Genomic DNA, 18035 nt, shown 5'->3' with positions numbered 1-18035 from the left:
CTTCACCTCGAATTGCCAGAAATCTCAGAGAGCGGCCAACACGGCGTCGCCCATTTGCTTCGTGCCGACTTTCGTCGTGCCCGGCTCGAAAATGTCGCCGGTCCGCAGGCCCTGCGCCAGCACCTTCTTCACCGCATTCTCGACGCGGAGCGCCGCATTTTCCTGGCCGAAGGTGTAGCGCAGCATCATCGCCACGGAAAGGATCGTCGCCAGCGGATTCGCAATGCCTTGGCCGGCGATGTCGGGCGCGGAGCCGTGCGACGGCTCGTACAACCCCTTGTTGTTCGCGTCCAGCGAGGCCGACGGCAGCATGCCGATCGAGCCGGTCAGCATCGACGCCTCGTCGGAGAGGATGTCGCCGAACATGTTGCCGGTGACCATCACGTCGAACTGTTTCGGCGCGCGCACGAGCTGCATCGCGGCGTTGTCGACCAGCATGTGGCTGAGTTCGACGTCCGGGTACTCGGGGGCCAGCTCGATCATCACGTCGCGCCACAGCTGCGTCGTCTCGAGCACGTTCATCTTGTCGACCGAGCACAGCCGCTTGTTGCGCTTGCGCGCCGCCTCGAACGCGACCCGCCCGATGCGGCGGATCTCGGATTCGGTGTAATGCATCGTGTTGAAACCGAAACGCTCGCCGTCGCGAACCTCGATGCCGCGTGGCTGGCCGAAATAGATGTCGCCGGTGAGTTCGCGCACGATCAGGATGTCGAGCCCTGCCACCACCTCCGGCTTCAGCGACGACGCATTCGCGAGTTCCGGATACAGGACCGCCGGGCGCAGGTTCGCGAACAGACCGAGGTCCTTGCGGATGCCGAGCAGACCGCGCTCCGGGCGCTGTTCGCGCGGCAACGTGTCCCACTTCGGTCCGCCGACCGCGCCGAGCAGCACCGCGTCGGCCTCGCGAGCGAGCTTGCGCGTCGCCTCCGGGTACGGGTCGGCGGTCGCATCGACCGCCGCGCCGCCCAGCAGGGCCTCTTCCATCTCGAACTTCAGGTCCAGCGCCTCGAGCACGCGCACCGCTTCCGCGGTGATCTCCGGCCCGATGCCGTCGCCCGGCAGAATGCAAATCTTCATCGGCAAACGTCTCCTGCTATGCCCGGCCGGTCCGGCTCAGGCAACAAAATAATAAGGATGATCGACGCGGCGCTTCTCTTCGAAGGCGCGGATCTTGTCCGCATGCCGCAGCGTCAGGCCGATGTCGTCCCAGCCGTTGAGCAGGCATTCCTTGCGGAACGGGTCGACGTCGAACGCGATCGTTTTGCCGTCGGGACGGGTGATTGTCTGCGCCGCGAGATCGACCTTGAGCCGATACCCGTCGGTGGCCTCGCACTGTTGGAACAGCTCATCGATTTCCGGCCCGGGCAGCACGATCGGCAGCAGGCCGTTCTTGAAGCAGTTATTGAAGAAGATGTCGGCGAAGCTCGGACCGATCAACACCCGGAAGCCGTAGTCTTCGAGCGCCCAGGGGGCATGCTCGCGCGAACTGCCGCAGCCGAAATTGTCGCGCGTCAGCAGTATCTGCGCTCCTTCGTAGCGCGGCTGGTTCAACACGAAGTCCGGATTTTTCGGCCGGTTCGCACAATCCTGGCCGGGCTCTCCGTGATCCGTGTAGCGCCATTCGTCGAACAGGTTCGGGCCGAAGCCGCTGCGCTTGATCGACTTCAGGAACTGCTTCGGGATGATCGCGTCGGTATCGACGTTCGCGCGATCGAGCGGGGCGACGCGCCCGTTGAGTTCGGTAAACGGCTTCATGGTCTCACCACCTCTGGATGGGCTCGCCATCCTTTCGAAATATTCATACCCTGCGCCACGGCGGCGATCACGCGAGTTCGCGCACGTCGATGAAATGGCCGGTGACCGCTGCCGCGGCAGCCATCGCCGGGCTGACGAGATGCGTCCGGCCGCCGGCGCCCTGCCGGCCCTCGAAGTTGCGGTTCGACGTCGACGCGCAGTGTTCGCCCGGCTCGAGCCGGTCGGCATTCATCGCGAGGCACATCGAACACCCCGGCTCGCGCCACTCGAATCCGGCAGCGAGGAACACCTCGTGCAATCCCTCGGCCTCGGCCTGGCGCTTGACCAGACCCGAACCGGGCACGACCAGCACGCGCTTGACGCTCGGCGCCTTGCTGCGTCCCTTCGCGACCGACGCCGCTTCACGCAGGTCCTCGATGCGGGAATTGGTACAGGAACCGATGAACACCTGATCGACGGGAATCTCGCTGATCGGCGTGTTCGGCGCGAGACCCATGTATTTCAGCGCGCGCTCGATTCCTTCGCGCCTGACCGGATCGCCGATGCCTGCTGGATCGGGTACGCGCCCCGAAACCGTCTCGACCATCTCCGGCGAAGTCCCCCACGTGACTTGCGGCTGGATCTGCGCGGCGTCGAGTTCGACGGTCTTGTCGAATTTCGCGCCATCGTCCGTTTTCAGCGTGCGCCAGTAATCGACCGCCTGATCCCACGCCTCGCCTTTCGGCGCAAGCGGCTTGTCGCGCAGGTAGTCGATCGTCGTCTGGTCGACCGCGACCAGACCGGCACGTGCGCCCGCTTCGATCGCCATGTTGCAGATCGTCATCCGCCCTTCCATCGACAGCGCGCGGATCGCGCTGCCGCCGAACTCGATCGCGTAGCCGGTTCCGCCCGCGGTACCGATGCGACCGATGATCGCGAGCGCGATGTCTTTCGCCGATACGCCGCGGCCCAGTTCGCCGTCCACCCGGACCAGCATCGTCTTCGAACGCTTCTGCAACAGGCACTGCGTCGCGAGCACGTGCTCGACTTCCGAAGTCCCCATTCCATGCGCGAGACAGGCGAAGGCGCCGTGCGTCGACGTGTGGGAGTCGCCGCACACGACCGTCATGCCGGGGAGCGTTGCGCCGTTCTCGGGCCCGATCACATGGACGATGCCCTGGCGCGCGTCCCTGAAAGGAAAGTAGGCCAGCGCGCCCACTTCGCGGATGTTCGCGTCGAGCGTTTCGACCTGTTGGCGCGAGACGGGATCGAGAATGCCTCGTTCCCAGTGGTCGGTCGGCGTGTTGTGATCGGCCGTCGCGACGATCGAACTGACGCGCCACGGCTTGCGCCCGGCAAGCTTCAGGCCTTCGAAGGCCTGCGGGCTGGTCACCTCGTGGATCAGGTGGCGGTCGATATAGATCAGCGCCGTGCCGTCCGCCTCCTGATGAACGACGTGACTGGACCAGAGCTTTTCGTACAGGGTTTGGGCTTCCATCCCATGCATTCCGTGGAAAGAAAAGGGATTGATTATTTCACAGGGGAGACACCATGAATAGCCGCGGCCCGCAAGGCTTTCCTCATCGTTTGGCCGCTTCGTACAACGGCATCACCCGCGCTGCGTATTCGGCCAGATCCTTCTGGCGGTTTGCGTGGGCGGGGTGAGTCGACAGCCATTGCGGAGGCGAACCGCTTGCGCGCGACGCCATCTTGTCCCACAGGCCCACCGCGGCGCGCGGATCGTAGCCGGCGCGCGCAGCGAGTTCGACGCCGATACGGTCCGCCTCGACTTCGTGCAGGCGCGAATTGGGCAGTTCGAAAGTCACCTTGGCCACCATGCCCATCAGGTCCTGTCCGACTTCGCCGACGCCCAGCAAGGCTCCGGCGACGGAAATGCCCAGACCGGTCGCCATCGCTTTCGAAACCTGCTCGCGCGAATGCTCGCGCAGCGCGTGCGCGATCTCGTGTCCCATCACCGCCGCGATTTCGTCGTCGCTCAGCTGGAGCTGCTCTATCAGCCCCGAGTAGATCGCCATTTTGCCGCCGGCCATGCACCATGCATTGAGCTGGTCGGAACTGAGCACATTGACCTCCCACTGCCAGTCGCCGGTATCCGGGCGGAATGCCGTCGCCTGCGAAATCAGCCGACTGGCGATCGCACGGACTCTCGCCACCTGCCGCGGATCGCGATTGAGCGCGTTCTTCTTGCGCGCCTCGGCCAGCACCTCGGCGTATTGCTTGCTCGACGCCTGCTCCACTTCCTCGGCAGAGACCATCATCATCTGCCCGCGCTCCACGCCGACCGTCCCGCCGCGCGTGGTTTGCACCGTCTGACATCCCACTGCGATAAAGCCGGCGATCAGTGCCGCGATGCAATGCCTCAATCCGTTTTTCACGCTGCCTCTCCTTTGATCGTTTCCAGCCCCGGGCGCCACCCCCGCAACAACCACAGCAGGCCGCCCAGGGCAAAGCCGGAGCCGAAAGTATACGTCCAGGCCGGCCCGATCGTTTCCCACGTAAAACCGCTCAGCAGCCCGCCGAGCATGCCACCGGCACCGAAGGAAATGCTTCCATACAACGCCTGCCCTTTCGATTGGAGCTTGCCGGGGAACCAGAGGTTCACCGTGGCGATGGCTGCGGCATGATAGGCACCGAAGGTCGCGCCGTGGAGCAGCTGCGCGAACACGAGGGCGGGCAGCGACTCGACTCCCCAGCCGATCAGCGCGAAGCGCAGCACCGCGCAGGCGAAAGCGAAAACCAGGATGGTGCGCATCGAAAACGACCGGGCGATGCGCGGCATCAGCATGAACACCCCGATCTCGGCGAGCACGCCGAGCGTCCACATCCAGCCGACGAGGGCCTTGCTGTAGCCGTGATCGACAAGATAGATCGAATAGAACACATACAGTGCGCCGTGCGCGGCCGACATGAAGAAGCAGGCGCCGAAAAGGGCCTGCACTTCGGGCCGGCGCAGCGTATCGCGCAAGCGCGCGGTCTCGCAGTGCGGCACTGGGACGCGGGCTTCGGGCAGCGTGAGTGCGCACAGTGCGATGCCCCCGAGCACCAGCGCCGTTATCCACAGCAGTGAATCGAGCGGCAGGAAATCGAGCAGGTAACCGATGCCGAGCACCGCGACGATGAACCCGATCGATCCCCACACCCTGACGCTGCCATAACGGCTTGCCTGGGACCCGAGATGCGCGAACGTCAGGCTCTCGACCAACGGCAGCGCCGCGCTCCAGAAGAAAGCCATCAACGCCATCGCGATCAACAGCCCGTCGAAGCGCGTCGTCACGAAAAAGACGCAGAATCCGGCGAGGCTGGCGATCGCCGATAGCCTGATGATGCACAGGCGTCGTCCGGCATGCTCGGCGAGCCAGCCCCAGATGTTGGGCGCGATCACGCGCATCACCTGCATCAGCGACATCAGGATCGCGATGTCGGCTGCAGAGAGCGAGATCGACTGGAGATAGAGCGTGAAGTACGGCGAAAAGGCGCCGACGAACGCAAAATAGAAAAAGTAATAGGCGGACAGGCGCCAGTACGGCAGCACGGATGGCGTCCTAGCCGCGGCGCTGGCGGGACGCGGCAGACAGTGCCTGACGCACGGCCGGCGCCCCAACGAACGGCAAACCCGTCAGCGCGGAGGCGCGGGAACGCGCTGCACGCCGGACGGCGCGAGCCGGGCGAGCTTCGGCGTCGCGCAGGAAACGTCGCCACACTGGGCGCGATGACGCAGCGCGTGATCCATCAACACGATCGCGAGCATCGCTTCGGCGATCGGGGTCGCGCGGATGCCGACGCACGGGTCGTGACGACCATGGGTATTGATAACGACCGCGTCGCCCCGCTTGTCTATCGAGCGGCGATCGAGCCGAATGCTCGAGGTCGGCTTCACCGCCATGCTCACGATGATGTCCTGCCCCGTCGAAATGCCGCCCAGAACTCCCCCCGCATTGTTCGAGAGGAAGCCTTCGGGGGTCATTTCATCGGAATGTTCGGTGCCGCGCTGCGCAACGCTGGAAAAACCGGCGCCGATTTCGACGCCTTTCACCGCGTTGATGCCCATCATCGCGTAGGCGATATCCGCATCGAGCCGGTCGTACACCGGCTCCCCCCAGCCCACCGGCACGCCGCTGGCCACGACAGCGATGCGCGCGCCGACCGAGTCGCCGGATTTGCGCAGTTCGTCCATGTAGTCTTCGAGCGCCGGCACGATCGACGTGTTGGGGGCGAAGAACGGGTTGCGCCCGACTTCATCCCAGTCGACGAACGGGATCTCGATCGGTCCGAGCTGCGACATGAAGCCGCGGATGATGATTCCGTGCTGCTGGTTCAGCCACTTGCGTGCGATCGCACCCGCTGCGACACGCACCGCCGTCTCGCGCGCCGACGAGCGGCCGCCGCCGCGGTGATCGCGAATCCCGTATTTCTGCCAGTACGCATAATCGGCATGGCCGGGGCGAAACGTCTCGGCGATGTTGCCGTAATCCCGTGAGCGCTGGTCCTGATTGCGAATCAGCAGCGCAATCGGGGTGCCGGTCGTAACGCCCTCGAACACGCCCGACAGAATCTCCACTTCGTCCGGTTCGCGCCGCTGCGTGACGTGCCGCGACGTGCCGGGTTTGCGCCGGTCGAGCTCGATCTGGATCTCCTGCGTCGAAATCGCCATGCCCGGCGGACACCCGTCCACGACGCACCCGATCGCCGGACCGTGGGATTCACCGAACGAAGTGACGCAAAAGAGTTTGCCTAAGCTATTGCCGGACATCGAATCGCGATTTCAGACGAGGAGTGGAGACGCGCCGAGTTTAGCACAGCGCTTCAGGACACCCTCCGGGTCTCGTCCGGGCCGCTCTCCTCGCTTCGCAGCCCGTTCGCAACCTCGCGCGGTACTCAGTAGAAAAATTTCTCCAACCGTTCGAACACTTCATGCTCCGCCCCGTGCCGGCGCACCGACAAGACATCGACGAGCTTCTCCACCTGCAGCACCATTTGCTCCAGCCGCTGGTCCTCGAACACCAGCAGCCAGATGCGGCTACGGCGCGGGTCGGACATCGGCATGCACAAGATGCCTTCGACGTTGAACGCACGACGAGCAAACAGGTTGCAGATGTGGCTCATCACGCCGGGGTGATTGTTGACTTCGAGTTCCAGCACGACTTTGGCGAAGCCGGATTCCTGCAGAGGGTCGGCAACTTGTTCGATCATGTCAGCCTCCGATCATTTCGGTGTTCGCACCGCCGGGAGGCACCATCGGATAGACGAACTCCTCGCGGTCGATCGATGCGTGGATCAGGCACGGCCCCGGGCCACTAAGCGCCTGGACCAGCGCCGCGCGCGGGTTCTGGGCCGTATCGAGATCGACGCCGCCGATGCCGAAACCCTCGGCAATTTTCAGAAAATCCGGTGCGCCCCGGTACTTCGATGCGAACACCCGTTTACCGTAGAACAGGCTCTGCTGCTGATACACCAGCCCGAGCGAGTTGTTGTTCATCAGCACGATCTTCACGTTGAGTCCCTCTTCGGCGAGCGTCGCGAGCTCCTGGATGTTCATCTTGAAGCTGCCATCACCGGTGAAGCACACGACCGTTCGCGCGGGCACCGCCAGCGCCGCTCCGATCGCCACCGGCAAGCCGAATCCCATCGTCCCGAACCCGCCCGAGGTCAGCCACTGACGCGGCCGGCGGAACGGATAAGCCTGAGCGGCCCACATCTGGTGCTGCCCGACGTCGGTGGTGACCACTGCCTCATCGCCCACCACGCTGGCCACCGCCTGGACGAGACCATAATGGCTGCGCGGATCGTCGAGCCCGGGCAGGTGCAGCGGAAAGCGGCTTTTGAGGCTGCCGACGTGGGACAGCCAGCGCTTGCGCAGCCTGACGTTCACCCGCGGCAACAGCGCATCGAGAACCGCGCCGACATCTCCGTTAATCGCGACATGCGCGTTCCTGATCTTGTGCAGTTCGGACGGATCGATGTCGATATGCACGATCTTCGCTCGCGGGCAGAATTGCGCCGCCTTGCCGATCGCCCGGTCGTCGAAGCGCGCCCCCACGCAGACCAGCAGATCCGATTCCTCGAGGATGAAATTCGTGTGGCGCGCGCCGTGCATCCCCAGCATGCCGAGCGAAAGCGGGTGGTCGATCGGCATCACGCCCAGCGCCATCAGCGTCATCGTGGTCGGCAAGCCGGCCCGCTCGGCGAGCGCGACGATTTGCTGCGCCGCACCGGAATGAACCGCCCCGCCGCCGACATACAGCACCGGGCGTTCCGCAGCGTTGATGAGTCGTGCCGCCTCTTCGATAGCGTCCGGATCGCCTGCCGGCGCGGCATCCGGTATGGCCGGCAGCGGAAACGCATCGAAGCTCACGACCTGGGTCTGCACATCCTTCGGGATGTCGATGAGCACCGGACCGGGCCGCCCAGACATCGCGAGGCGAAACGCGTCGGGAATAACCTGCAGCAATTCGGCAGCCGAGCGCACGAGGAAATTATGCTTCGTGACCGGCACCGTCATGCCGTAGATGTCGGCTTCCTGGAAGGCGTCGGTGCCGATCATCGAAAGCGGCACCTGCCCGGTGATCGCCACCATCGGAATCGAGTCCAGATGCGCATCGGCGATCGCCGTGACGAGGTTGGTGGCACCGGGGCCGCTCGACGCGAAGCACACTTCCGGACGGCCGGACACCCTGGCCATCCCTTGGGCGATGAACCCGGCTCCCTGTTCATGACGGGCAAGCACGTGGCGAATGAGTTTGCTACCCGACAGCGCATCGTAGAGCGGCAGGATCGCTCCGCCAGGAATACCGGCAACGGTGCGTATGCCCTGCCGTTCAAGCAAGCGCAGGATCAGTTCGGCGCCGGTCATCTGGATCATGGTGATCTCCTTCGGTTCGTATTCGGCGACATGAACCGGCGGAACAAAAACAAACCCCCGCCGGGCTTGCGCGCCGGCGGGGGTTGGAATCGATGCTACCTGGTTGTCCCTTGCCCTTAAGACGCGCGCCTGCCTACGCTTGCTACTACGCGTACCGGCAGTACTACGACGAGGGAGAGAACCAGATGCGTCATGGCATTACAAATATCGGGAACCAGTGCTGCGGATTCTAACCATGGATGGAACAGAAAAACAAGCGCGACGCGGGGGCGCATTCGTTCACGCCTTCCCGTCCCGCAACAGGCGCCGCAGGATCTTCCCGACGTTCGTCTTCGGCAATTCGTCGCGAAACTCGACGAGGTGAGGGACCTTGTAGGCGGTCAGGCTTTCGCGACAATGGGCAATGATCATTTCGCGGGTCAGCGAAGGGTCCTTGCGCACGACGAACACTTTGACCGCTTCGCCGGTGCGTTCGTCCGGCACGCCGACCGCGGCGACTTCCAGCACCCCCGGATGGCTTGCGACGACATCCTCGATCTCATTCGGAAAGACGTTGAAACCCGATACCAGAATCATGTCCTTCTTACGATCGACGATGCGCACAAAGCCTTTTTCGTCGATCGTCGCGATGTCACCGGTGCGCAGGAAACCATCGGGCGTAAAGACGTGGGCCGTGTCCTCCGGCCGATTCCAGTACTCGCGCATCACCTGCGGCCCTCGCACGCACAGCTCGCCGGGCTGCCCGAGCGGCATTTCGCTGCCGTCGTCGCCACGAATGCTCACTTCCGTCGATGAAACGGGGAGGCCGATCGAATGATTGAAGGCGGGCAGGTCGAGCGGGTTTATGGTCACCGCGGGCGAAGTTTCGGTCAGTCCGTAGGCCTCGATGAGCGGCTTTCCGGTGACCTTCCGCCAGCGGTCCGCGACCTGCTGCTGCACTGCCATTCCCCCGCCGAGCGCGATGTGGAGCCGGGAGAAATCGAGCTTGGCAAAATCCGGATTGTTCAGCAACGCATTGAACAGCGTATTGACCCCGGTGATGGCGGTGAATTTGTACTTGGCGAGTTCCTTGATGAAGCCGGGAATGTCGCGAGGATTGGTGATCAGCACGTTCGTCGCGCCGAGCTTGAAGAACGTCAGGCAGTTAGCAGTCAGGGAAAAAATATGATAGAGCGGAAGCGCCGTGATGATGATTTCCTCGCCTTCATGGACGAAGGGCCCAATCCAGGCGTGTGCCTGCTGCAGGTTCGCGATGATGTTGCGATGGGTCAGCACCGCCCCTTTCGCCACGCCGGTGGTGCCACCCGTGTATTGGAGAAAGGCGATGTCGTCGTGTCCGACGCTCACCGGCTCGAGCGGGAATGCGGCGCCCCTGGACAATGCTGCCGAAAAACTCACATGACCCGGGAGATTCCATGACGGCACCAGCTTCTTAACCTGTCGGACGACCAGATTGACGATCAGGCTTTTCGGAAAGCCGAGCATTTCGCCGAGGCTCGTGACGACGATATGAGGCATCGTGAGCTTCGGCAGCACCTGTTCGAGCGTGCTGGCGAAATTCTCGACGATGACGATCGTCTGGGCGCCGGAGTCGCGGAGCTGATGCTCCAGCTCACGAGCGGTGTACAGCGGATTGACGTTGACGACGACGTAGCCGGCCCGGAGCACTCCGAACATGGCGATCGGGTACTGCAGCATGTTGGGCATCATCAGCGCAACGCGCGCGCCCTTCGGAAGCTTCAGCGCGCCTTGCAGGAAGCCTGCGAACCGGACGGACAAGCGGTCGAGTTCGGTATAGCTGATGCCCTTGCCCATGTTGATGTAGGCCGGCTGGTCACCAAACTGCCGCACGCTGCGGCTGAACAGATCGCCGATGGAGCTGAACTCGTCGGGATCGATTTCTGCGGGAACGCCCGGGGGATAGCTCTGCAGCCAGATCTTTTCCATCATCGACTCCTTCAGCCAGAAACCGCTGCCGGCAAGCGCGATCTGATCAAGCCGTCCGGAACCCGCCCGGCGTCAGAGAGGCGGCGTCGGGATCCGGTCTGTCATCGGAGCCGCGGCAATGATCGTCACGCCCTGTCACCGGACTCGCGCATCCGCCGCAACGAGAAGCTGCTGCGTTATTTTTCGTCCTCTTCGCCCGGCTCGCGCGGCCAGTTGCGAATGTAGTTTTTCAGCATCCGGTTCTCGAAACTTTGCTCTTCAAGCACCGCCTTCGCCACGTCATGGAAGGACACCACGCCCATCAGCGTAGTACCGTCCATCACTGGCAGATAACGCTGGTGGTGATCGACCATCAGGCGACGCAGCGCATCCATTTCCATGTCGGGGGACGCGATCATCGGCCCGGGAAGCATTGCCGCTTCGACGGGCATCTCGGCCCACCCCGCGCCGCCCTTGTGTACGGCCTGCAGCACCTCGCGAAAAGTCAGCATGCCGGTCATCTGGCCCTGCGAAAAAACCACAAGCGAGCCGACGTCCTGCTCCGTCATGATGGCTACCGCTTCAGCCATGCTCCTGCTGGGGGCAATCGTATAGAGCACCTTGCCCTTGATCGCAAGAATCTCGCTCACCAGCATTTGTATTCCCCCACCATTTTCATGTAATTCACCTTGGGCGATGTTAGTGGATTGTCGTGAGCGCGAACAGCATCTGCATAAATCGCCGCACTCGTCGTCGCGGCGTGCGCAGACCTCGAATGCGGCTCTCCACTGCGTTATTCGAGTCCGTTATTTGGTCAGTTCGTCGAGCTTGCCCGTTCGCTTCGCCCACTCGTCGGCATCCGGCAAGGGATCCTTGCGTTCGACGATCGGCTTCCACTGCTGCGCGAGCTCCGCATTGAGGGCGATGAAATGATGCTGCCCCTCGGGGACGTCGTCCTCGGCAAAAATGGCTTCCACCGGGCACTCCGCGACACACAGGGTGCAGTCGATGCATTCCGTCGGGTCGATCACCAGGAAATTTGCCCCTTCCCTGAAGCAGTCCACCGGACAGACGTCAACACAGTCGGTGTACTTGCAGCGGATGCAGGCTTCAGTTACAACATAAGTCATTATTTGAACTCCATCAGTTCGATACGCGGTCAAAATGGGCAACACTCCCAGTGCTCACAATATAGCCGAGAGAGCCCGCTTGGTGCCATTGCCGCCTCCCCGCCTCGCCCGGCATGGCCCGCGGCCCGGAGAACTTCTTGACGCGCGGGCCGGCTTCGCATAACTTTTCGGAAACTCCCAGCACGAGGCGGTTCGATTCCGCCTTTGTCGATCGGGTCCGTCAGGGCCCATCCCCTATCCGAAGCACTACCGTTACCCCCTGATGCGAGGAAACATGAGCGAGCATATCCATTACGTCACCGACGGCAATTTCGAAGCCGAGGTGCTTCAGTCGCAGACCCCCGTGCTGGTCGACTACTGGGCCGAATGGTGCGGTCCGTGCAAGATGATTGCGCCGATTCTCGACGACGTCGCCAAGGAATACGCCGGCAAGCTGAAAATCGCGAAGCTCAACATCGATGAAAACCAGGAGACCCCCGCCAAATTCGGCGTGCGGGGCATTCCGACGCTGATGCTGTTCAAGGGCGGCAACGTCGAAGCCACCAAGGTCGGCGCGCTGTCGAAGTCCCAACTCACCGCGTTCATTGACAGCAACCTCTGACCGGCGCTACAGTCCAGGTCGTTTCCGCGGCGCCTCCCGCGCCCCGTGCCGAAATTCCCGGCGCCGCGATTGCCTCTCTCCCAGATCCCTTCACCTGCTTCATCCAATAGCGCCTTGTTGCGCCCTCTCGCCATGCAATTATCGGAGCTGAAGTCCCTCCACGTAAGCGAACTGCTGGAAATGGCCATCGCGAATGAAATCGATGGTGCCAACAGGCTGCGCAAACAGGAACTCGTGTTCGCCCTGCTCAAGAACCGGGCGAAAAAGGGCGAACCGATTTATGGCGACGGAGCGCTCGAAGTCCTGCCCGACGGATTCGGATTCCTGCGTTCCCCGGACATTTCCTATCTTGCCGGAACCGACGACATCTACGTTTCCCCGTCGCAGATCCGGCGCTTCAACCTTCACACCGGCGACACGATCGAGGGCGAGATCCGCACGCCCAAAGACGGAGAGCGATATTTCGCGCTCGTCAAGCTGGACAAGATCAACGGCGAGCCTCCCGAGGCCTGCAAGCACAAGATCCTCTTCGAGAACCTCACGCCGCTGCACCCGAACGAATGCCTCAAGCTCGAACGGGACATCCGCGGGGAAGAAAACATCACGAGCCGGGTGATCGACATGATCGCGCCGATCGGCAAAGGCCAGCGCGGCCTGATCGTCTCCCCGCCGAAGAGCGGCAAGACGGTGATGCTCCAGCACATCGCACACTCCATCGTCGCCAATCATCCCGACGTCGTCGTCATCGTGCTGCTCATCGACGAGCGCCCTGAGGAAGTGACCGAGATGCAGCGATCGGTCAAAGGTGAAGTCGTCGCTTCCACCTTCGACGAACCCGCGTCTCGCCACGTGCAGGTCGCCGAGATGGTGATCGAGAAAGCCAAGCGCCTGACTGAGCACAAGAAGGACGTCGTAATTCTGCTCGACTCGCTGACGCGCCTTGCGCGCGCCTACAACACCGTGGTGCCCGCCTCGGGCAAGGTGCTCACCGGCGGCGTCGACGCGAACGCGCTGCAGAAGCCCAAACGCTTCTTCGGCGCTGCCCGGAACATCGAGGAAGGCGGGTCGCTGACGATCATCGCGACCGCGCTGATCGACACCGGCAGCCGCATGGACGACGTGATCTACGAAGAGTTCAAGGGCACGGGCAACATGGAGTTGCACCTCGACCGCCGCATGGCCGAGAAACGGGTTTATCCGGCGATCAACGTCAATCGGTCGGGCACGCGCCGCGAGGAACTCCTCCTCAAGGCCGACGTGCTGCAGAAAGTGTGGATCCTGCGCAAATTGCTGTACGGCATGGACGACATCGACGCGATGGAATTCCTGCTCGACAAGATCAAGGCCACCAAGAGCAACGGTGAGTTCTTCGACGCGATGCGCCGCGGCTGAAGCAGAACGCTCAAGTGATAACGCCACCCTCGGGTGGCGTTTTTTATCGGGTTCCTACCGAGGAGACTTTAAGGCAGCCTCTACAGCCGGCTGCCTCACGGAGTGGATTATTTGTAATCGAAGAAGCCTTTGCCCGACTTGCGGCCGAGGTAGCCCGCTTCCACCATCTCCACGAGAAGCGGCGCGGGGCGATACTTCGGGTCCTTGAAACCTTCGAAGAGCACCTGCATCACCGCGAGTTCCACGTCGAGACCGATCATGTCCCCCAGCGCGAGCGGGCCGATGGGATGGTTGCAGCCCAGCTTCATTGCCTCGTCGATCTCGGCCGCGCTCGCGAGGCCTTCCCCGAGGGCAAAAATCGCCTCGTTGATCATCGGACACAGCAGGCGGTTGACGACGAAACCCGGGCTGTTGCGCACTTGCACCGACGTCTTGCCGACTGCGCCGGCAAGCGTCTCTACGGCCGCGTAAGTGGCGTCGGATGTCTGCAAACCCCGAATGAGTTCCACCAGCGCCATCACCGGAACGGGATTGAAGAAATGCATGCCGATGATTCGGTCGGCACGTCGCGTGGAAGCAGCGAGCTTCGTGATCGAAATCGATGACGTATTGCTCGCGATGATCGCCTCGGGTTTTGCAATGGCGTCGAGTTGCTCGAAGATTTTCAGCTTCAGTGCGAGGTTTTCGGTTGCCGCCTCGATGATGAGGTCGCAGTCGCTCATCGCGCCGAGCTCCGTCGATCCGCGCACCCGCGCAATCGCCTCAACCTTCTGCGCTTCGGTCATCTTGTCTTTCTTGACGAGCCGATCGAGGCTGCCGCTCAGGGTCGCCAGACCGCGCTGCAACGCCGCGTCCGCAACGTCGCTCATCACGACGTCGAACCCTGCCACCGCGAACGCCTGGGTTATGCCGTTTCCCATCGTTCCAGCACCAACGATCCCGATTTTCTTCATATTCATTGTATATCCCGCTCCTGTCGTTTAACGAACACATCGGCATTGCCATCGAGAATCCCGTACCGAAGCGTATAAGGAAAACTCTAGTGCAATTTACCTTGATGATGCCAGCGCCGCGAATGCCTGCCATCGCAGCCATCCGTCACTCACGGCGGCCCGTACCCAACTCTGGATGATCGCTTTCCGATGACACTCGCTTGACGGGCGAAAAAAAGGGAGCCCGAAGGCTCCCTTGTCTGTTGGCGGAGTGGACGGGACTCGAACCCGCGACCCCCGGCGTGACAGGCCGGTATTCTAACCAACTGAACTACCACTCCGCGCTGACCTGCTATCGGCAGTTTTTTGCCGATTTGCGCGCCGCCTTACGGCGACCCGCGTTGTTCTGGCGTCCCCACGGGGATTCGAACCCCGGTTACCGCCGTGAAAGGGCGATGTCCTAGGCCTCTAGACGATGGGGACATCGTCGCTTCTTCGGTTGGTGGAGGTAAGCGGGATCGAACCGCTGACCTCTTGCATGCCATGCAAGCGCTCTCCCAGCTGAGCTATACCCCCACGACAGAGCGCGAGACTATAGCGCTTGAATGAACGCACTGCAAGCACAGCTTGTTCGCCGATCCGAATGAACACGTAGCGGCGAACGACACACCAACACTGCTATGAAACTGGCGGAGTGGACGGGACTCGAACCCGCGACCCCCGGCGTGACAGGCCGGTATTCTAACCAACTGAACTACCACTCCGCGCTGACCTGCTATCGGCAGTTTTTTGCCGATTTGCGCGCCGCCTTACGGCGACCCGCGTTGTTCTGGCGTCCCCACGGGGATTCGAACCCCGGTTACCGCCGTGAAAGGGCGATGTCCTAGGCCTCTAGACGATGGGGACATCGTCGCTTCTTCGGTTGGTGGAGGTAAGCGGGATCGAACCGCTGACCTCTTGCATGCCATGCAAGCGCTCTCCCAGCTGAGCTATACCCCCTGACCCGAAAGAGCGCGCATTATAGGGCTACCCAATGACACTGTAAACCCCAAATTGCGATCATCTTTGCATCTCACAAAACCTTGCCGGGATTCATCAAACCGCGCGGATCGATGCTTTCCTTTACCGCCCGCATCAACTCCAGCTCGACTTCCGATTTGTAGCGCCGGACCTCAACGCGCTTGAGCTGGCCGAGGCCGTGCTCCGCGGATATCGAGCCCCCGAGCTGGTCGACGACATCGTGAACGAGGCGATTGACTTCCTCTGTTCTGGCGATGAAATGGGCGTTTTCCTGCGCGTCCGGCTTCGACAGGTTGTAGTGCAGGTTCCCGTCGCCGATATGGCCGAAGGCAACGATGCGCGCATCCGGCCATGCGGCCAGAAGGGCAGCGTCTGCTCGTTCGAGAAACTCCGGAATCCTGCTTACCGGAACCGAGATGTCATGCTTGATGCTGACGCCTTCGAGCCGTTGCGCTTCGGAGACGTTTTCGCGCAATGCCCACAGGGTTTCGGCCTGCGCCAGGCTCGAGGCGACCGCCGCATCGAGCACGAGCCCCTCGTCCAGCGCTTCAGCCAGCGCCCGCTCGAGCATTTCCCCCAGCGGCGCATCGACAAAAGCGTCCGTCAACTCCACGAGCACCGCCCATGCGCCCGGATCGGCAAGCGGTGACCGGGCGCCAGGGAAGTGCTTCAATACCAGATCGAGCGCCGAGCGGCCGACGATTTCGAACGCCGTCACCCGGTCGCCCCCTGCATTCCTAAGCCGGGCCAGAACCGTCACCGCGGCCGCAGGGTCGGGTATCGCGACCCAGGCCGTGGCGCGGCTGCGCATGCGGGGAAAGAGCTTGAGCGCGGCCGCGGTGACTATACCGAGAGTACCTTCCGCCCCGATGAACAGCTGCTTCAGGTCATAGCCGGTGTTGTCCTTGCGCAATGTCCTCAGCCCGTCCCATACGCGACCATCGGGCAGGACGACTTCGACGCCGAGCACGAGGTCTCGCATGTTGCCGTAGCGCAGGACCTGGACTCCCCCGGCGTTCGTCGATAAATTCCCGCCGATCTCGCAACTCCCCTCCGAGGCGAGCGACAGCGGGAAAAGCCGATCGACCGATGTTGCCTCCTGCTGGACGGCCGCAAGGGTGCAGCCGGCCTCGGCGATCAACGCATTGTTGGCGGGATCGACGGCGCGGATGCGATGCATGCGTGACAGGTTGATCACCACCGTCTGCCCGTTCGCCAGTGGGGTCGCGCCGCCGCACAGGCCGGTATTTCCGCCTTGCGGGACCATCGCGACGTCGGCCGCCGCACAGGCGCGCACGACTGCCGCAACTTCGGCCGTCCCGGCGGGCTTGACGACCGCCAGCGCAGTTCCCGTGTAGCGCCCGCGCCAGTCGGTCAGGTGAGGCGCCATCGACTCGGGGTCGGTGAGCAGATGCGGCGCCCCGACGGCCGCCGCGAGCGTGGGTAGCAACTCGTTCATATCGGGCAACTCCCGTTCAACCATGCCCCAGACAGTATCGCAACGTCGGCAGCATCCGTTCGACGGCCGCCTCTCCTTCCGCAATCGCCTCCGCAGCGCGATGAAAATCCATTGGCCCCAAGTGGCCCAGGCGCGGAGATATCTGCACATCGGCCGGCTCCCCGGCAAGCCGACTGCGCGCGATACGAACCTGCATGATGTTGATGCTGCTAGTGAGGACGGTCAGAAGCGAAGGCAGGTTAACCTCACGCAACGGATTCTGACCGTTTCCCGGCTCACCGTTCCCGCCGCTGCCGAAAAAGCCCAGGCGTCCGAACAGGCGCTCCGTCCAGCCGATACCGGTTTCGGCCTCAGCCGGCACCGGACGCCAGGATTTTCCGATCATGTCCGACCCCAGATCGACCGCGATCACGACATCGGCTCCCATCGCGCGGCACAGGGAAACCGGCACCGGGTTGACGAGGCCGCCGTCGACGAGAAGGCGGCCATTGTGGATGACCGGTGTGAACAGCCCGGGAAGCGCGATCGAGGCGCGCACGGCGGCCGAAACGCTTCCTTCCCGCAGCCAGATCTCCCGCCCGGTTTCCAGTTCGGTGGCGACGCACGCAAAGGAGCGCTGGAGTTCGGAAAAATCCCGATCGACGAAATTGCGCTCGAAAAACTGGATGAGTTTCTGGCCGCGGATCAGTCCGCCCCTGAGGCTGACGTCGAGCAGCGAAACGACGTCCTGCCATTTCAGCGACTGCGCCCATTCGGTGAGCTTCGTGAGATCCCCCGCCGCCATCGCGGCGCCGACAAACGCTCCGATCGAACATCCGCAGATCACCTGGAGCTCGATTCCTTCACGAGCCAGCGCCTGCAGGACGCCCAGGTGAGCCCAGCCTCGCGCCGCACCGCTGCCCAGAGCCAGACCGATGACCGGGCTGCTGCCGGGCACGCACGGGAGCGCCGTTTCGTACAT

General features: G+C 62.9%; 16 protein-coding genes and 6 tRNA genes. 2 read left to right on the top strand and 20 right to left on the bottom strand.

All coding sequences use genetic code 11. The features are described 5' to 3' along the window. Positions 1 to 24: 24 nt before the first annotated feature. The 11 genes from leuB to fdxA form a co-directional block, all read right to left on the bottom strand. A complete protein-coding gene (gene leuB / locus GO608_RS08195) occupies positions 25 to 1077 on the bottom strand; it encodes a 3-isopropylmalate dehydrogenase (RefSeq protein ID WP_169197447.1) in 1053 nt (350 codons plus the stop codon). A 36-nt stretch (positions 1078 to 1113) separates the two neighbouring features. After that, on the bottom strand, positions 1114 to 1755 hold the full coding sequence (gene leuD / locus GO608_RS08190; protein WP_169197448.1) for a 3-isopropylmalate dehydratase small subunit: 642 nt from the start codon (positions 1753 to 1755) through the stop codon (positions 1114 to 1116). Positions 1756 to 1822: 67 nt separating this feature from the next. Then, the gene (gene leuC, locus GO608_RS08185; RefSeq protein ID WP_169197449.1) at positions 1823 to 3232 is read right to left on the bottom strand and encodes a 3-isopropylmalate dehydratase large subunit; all 1410 of its coding nucleotides are present in this window, start codon (positions 3230 to 3232) and stop codon (positions 1823 to 1825) included. An 82-nt stretch (positions 3233 to 3314) separates the two neighbouring features. Beyond that, positions 3315 to 4130: a M48 family metallopeptidase gene (locus GO608_RS08180; protein ID WP_011238498.1), complete on the bottom strand. Its 816-nt coding sequence runs from the start codon at positions 4128 to 4130 to the stop codon at positions 3315 to 3317. Further along, positions 4127 to 5287: an MFS transporter gene (locus tag GO608_RS08175; protein ID WP_169197450.1), complete on the bottom strand. Its 1161-nt coding sequence runs from the start codon at positions 5285 to 5287 to the stop codon at positions 4127 to 4129. Before GO608_RS08175 ends, GO608_RS08180 begins: the two co-directional genes overlap by 4 nt. Positions 5288 to 5371: 84 nt before the next feature. Further along, positions 5372 to 6505, bottom strand: a complete 1134-nt coding sequence (aroC, locus tag GO608_RS08170; RefSeq protein WP_169197451.1) for a chorismate synthase — start codon at positions 6503 to 6505, stop codon at positions 5372 to 5374. Positions 6506 to 6630: 125 nt separating this feature from the next. Beyond that, complete coding sequence (gene ilvN / locus GO608_RS08165; protein WP_169197452.1) at positions 6631 to 6945, bottom strand: acetolactate synthase small subunit; 315 nt, start codon at positions 6943 to 6945, stop codon at positions 6631 to 6633. A gap of 1 nt (position 6946) precedes the next feature. Next, on the bottom strand, positions 6947 to 8614 hold the full coding sequence (gene ilvB / locus GO608_RS08160; protein WP_169197453.1) for an acetolactate synthase large subunit: 1668 nt from the start codon (positions 8612 to 8614) through the stop codon (positions 6947 to 6949). Between the two features lie 279 nt (positions 8615 to 8893). Further along, entirely contained in the window at positions 8894 to 10561 is a 1668-nt protein-coding gene (locus GO608_RS08155; RefSeq protein ID WP_169197454.1) for a long-chain-fatty-acid--CoA ligase, read from the bottom strand. Between the two features lie 176 nt (positions 10562 to 10737). Beyond that, positions 10738 to 11196 (bottom strand): CBS domain-containing protein, encoded by a 459-nt coding sequence (locus tag GO608_RS08150; RefSeq protein ID WP_169197455.1) that lies wholly within the window; start codon positions 11194 to 11196, stop codon positions 10738 to 10740. Positions 11197 to 11346: 150 nt separating this feature from the next. Continuing rightward, positions 11347 to 11670 carry a ferredoxin FdxA gene (gene fdxA, locus GO608_RS08145; protein ID WP_169197456.1) on the bottom strand — a complete coding sequence of 108 codons (324 nt, stop codon included), beginning with the start codon at positions 11668 to 11670 and terminating at the stop codon, positions 11347 to 11349. Between the two features lie 274 nt (positions 11671 to 11944). On the opposite strand from fdxA, the gene trxA reads away from it, so the two are divergent. Together trxA and rho are read left to right on the top strand one after the other, a co-directional pair. After that, positions 11945 to 12271, top strand: coding sequence for a thioredoxin TrxA (trxA, locus tag GO608_RS08140; RefSeq protein ID WP_169197457.1), 327 nt, complete (start codon positions 11945 to 11947; stop codon positions 12269 to 12271). A gap of 132 nt (positions 12272 to 12403) precedes the next feature. Beyond that, positions 12404 to 13663 carry a transcription termination factor Rho gene (rho, locus tag GO608_RS08135; RefSeq protein ID WP_169197458.1) on the top strand — a complete coding sequence of 420 codons (1260 nt, stop codon included), beginning with the start codon at positions 12404 to 12406 and terminating at the stop codon, positions 13661 to 13663. Between the two features lie 107 nt (positions 13664 to 13770). Here rho and GO608_RS08130 read toward each other — a convergent pair whose 3' ends face one another. The 9 genes from GO608_RS08130 to rssA all read right to left on the bottom strand — a co-directional run bounded on the left by GO608_RS08130 (position 13771) and on the right by rssA (position 18035). Beyond that, positions 13771 to 14622: a 3-hydroxybutyryl-CoA dehydrogenase gene (locus tag GO608_RS08130; RefSeq protein ID WP_169197459.1), complete on the bottom strand. Its 852-nt coding sequence runs from the start codon at positions 14620 to 14622 to the stop codon at positions 13771 to 13773. A 237-nt stretch (positions 14623 to 14859) separates the two neighbouring features. After that, positions 14860 to 14936: transfer RNA gene (locus GO608_RS08125), tRNA-Asp, on the bottom strand. Positions 14937 to 15002: 66 nt separating this feature from the next. Continuing rightward, positions 15003 to 15078, bottom strand: a tRNA-Glu gene (locus GO608_RS08120). Positions 15079 to 15095: 17 nt separating this feature from the next. Continuing rightward, a tRNA-Ala gene (locus GO608_RS08115) sits at positions 15096 to 15171 on the bottom strand. 111 nt (positions 15172 to 15282) lie between these two features. Beyond that, positions 15283 to 15359, bottom strand: a tRNA-Asp gene (locus tag GO608_RS08110). Between the two features lie 66 nt (positions 15360 to 15425). Continuing rightward, positions 15426 to 15501: transfer RNA gene (locus tag GO608_RS08105), tRNA-Glu, on the bottom strand. 17 nt (positions 15502 to 15518) lie between these two features. Continuing rightward, positions 15519 to 15594 (bottom strand) — tRNA-Ala (locus GO608_RS08100). 73 nt (positions 15595 to 15667) lie between these two features. Further along, positions 15668 to 17074 (bottom strand): FAD-binding oxidoreductase, encoded by a 1407-nt coding sequence (locus GO608_RS08095; RefSeq protein WP_169197460.1) that lies wholly within the window; start codon positions 17072 to 17074, stop codon positions 15668 to 15670. A 16-nt stretch (positions 17075 to 17090) separates the two neighbouring features. After that, positions 17091 to 18035, bottom strand: a complete 945-nt coding sequence (gene rssA, locus GO608_RS08090; RefSeq protein ID WP_169197461.1) for a patatin-like phospholipase RssA — start codon at positions 18033 to 18035, stop codon at positions 17091 to 17093.

It is taken from the genome of Aromatoleum buckelii, from assembly GCF_012910785.2.
Taxonomy (GTDB): Bacteria; Pseudomonadota; Gammaproteobacteria; order Burkholderiales; family Rhodocyclaceae; genus Aromatoleum; species Aromatoleum buckelii.
This window is presented reverse-complemented; position numbering and strand designations above follow the sequence as displayed.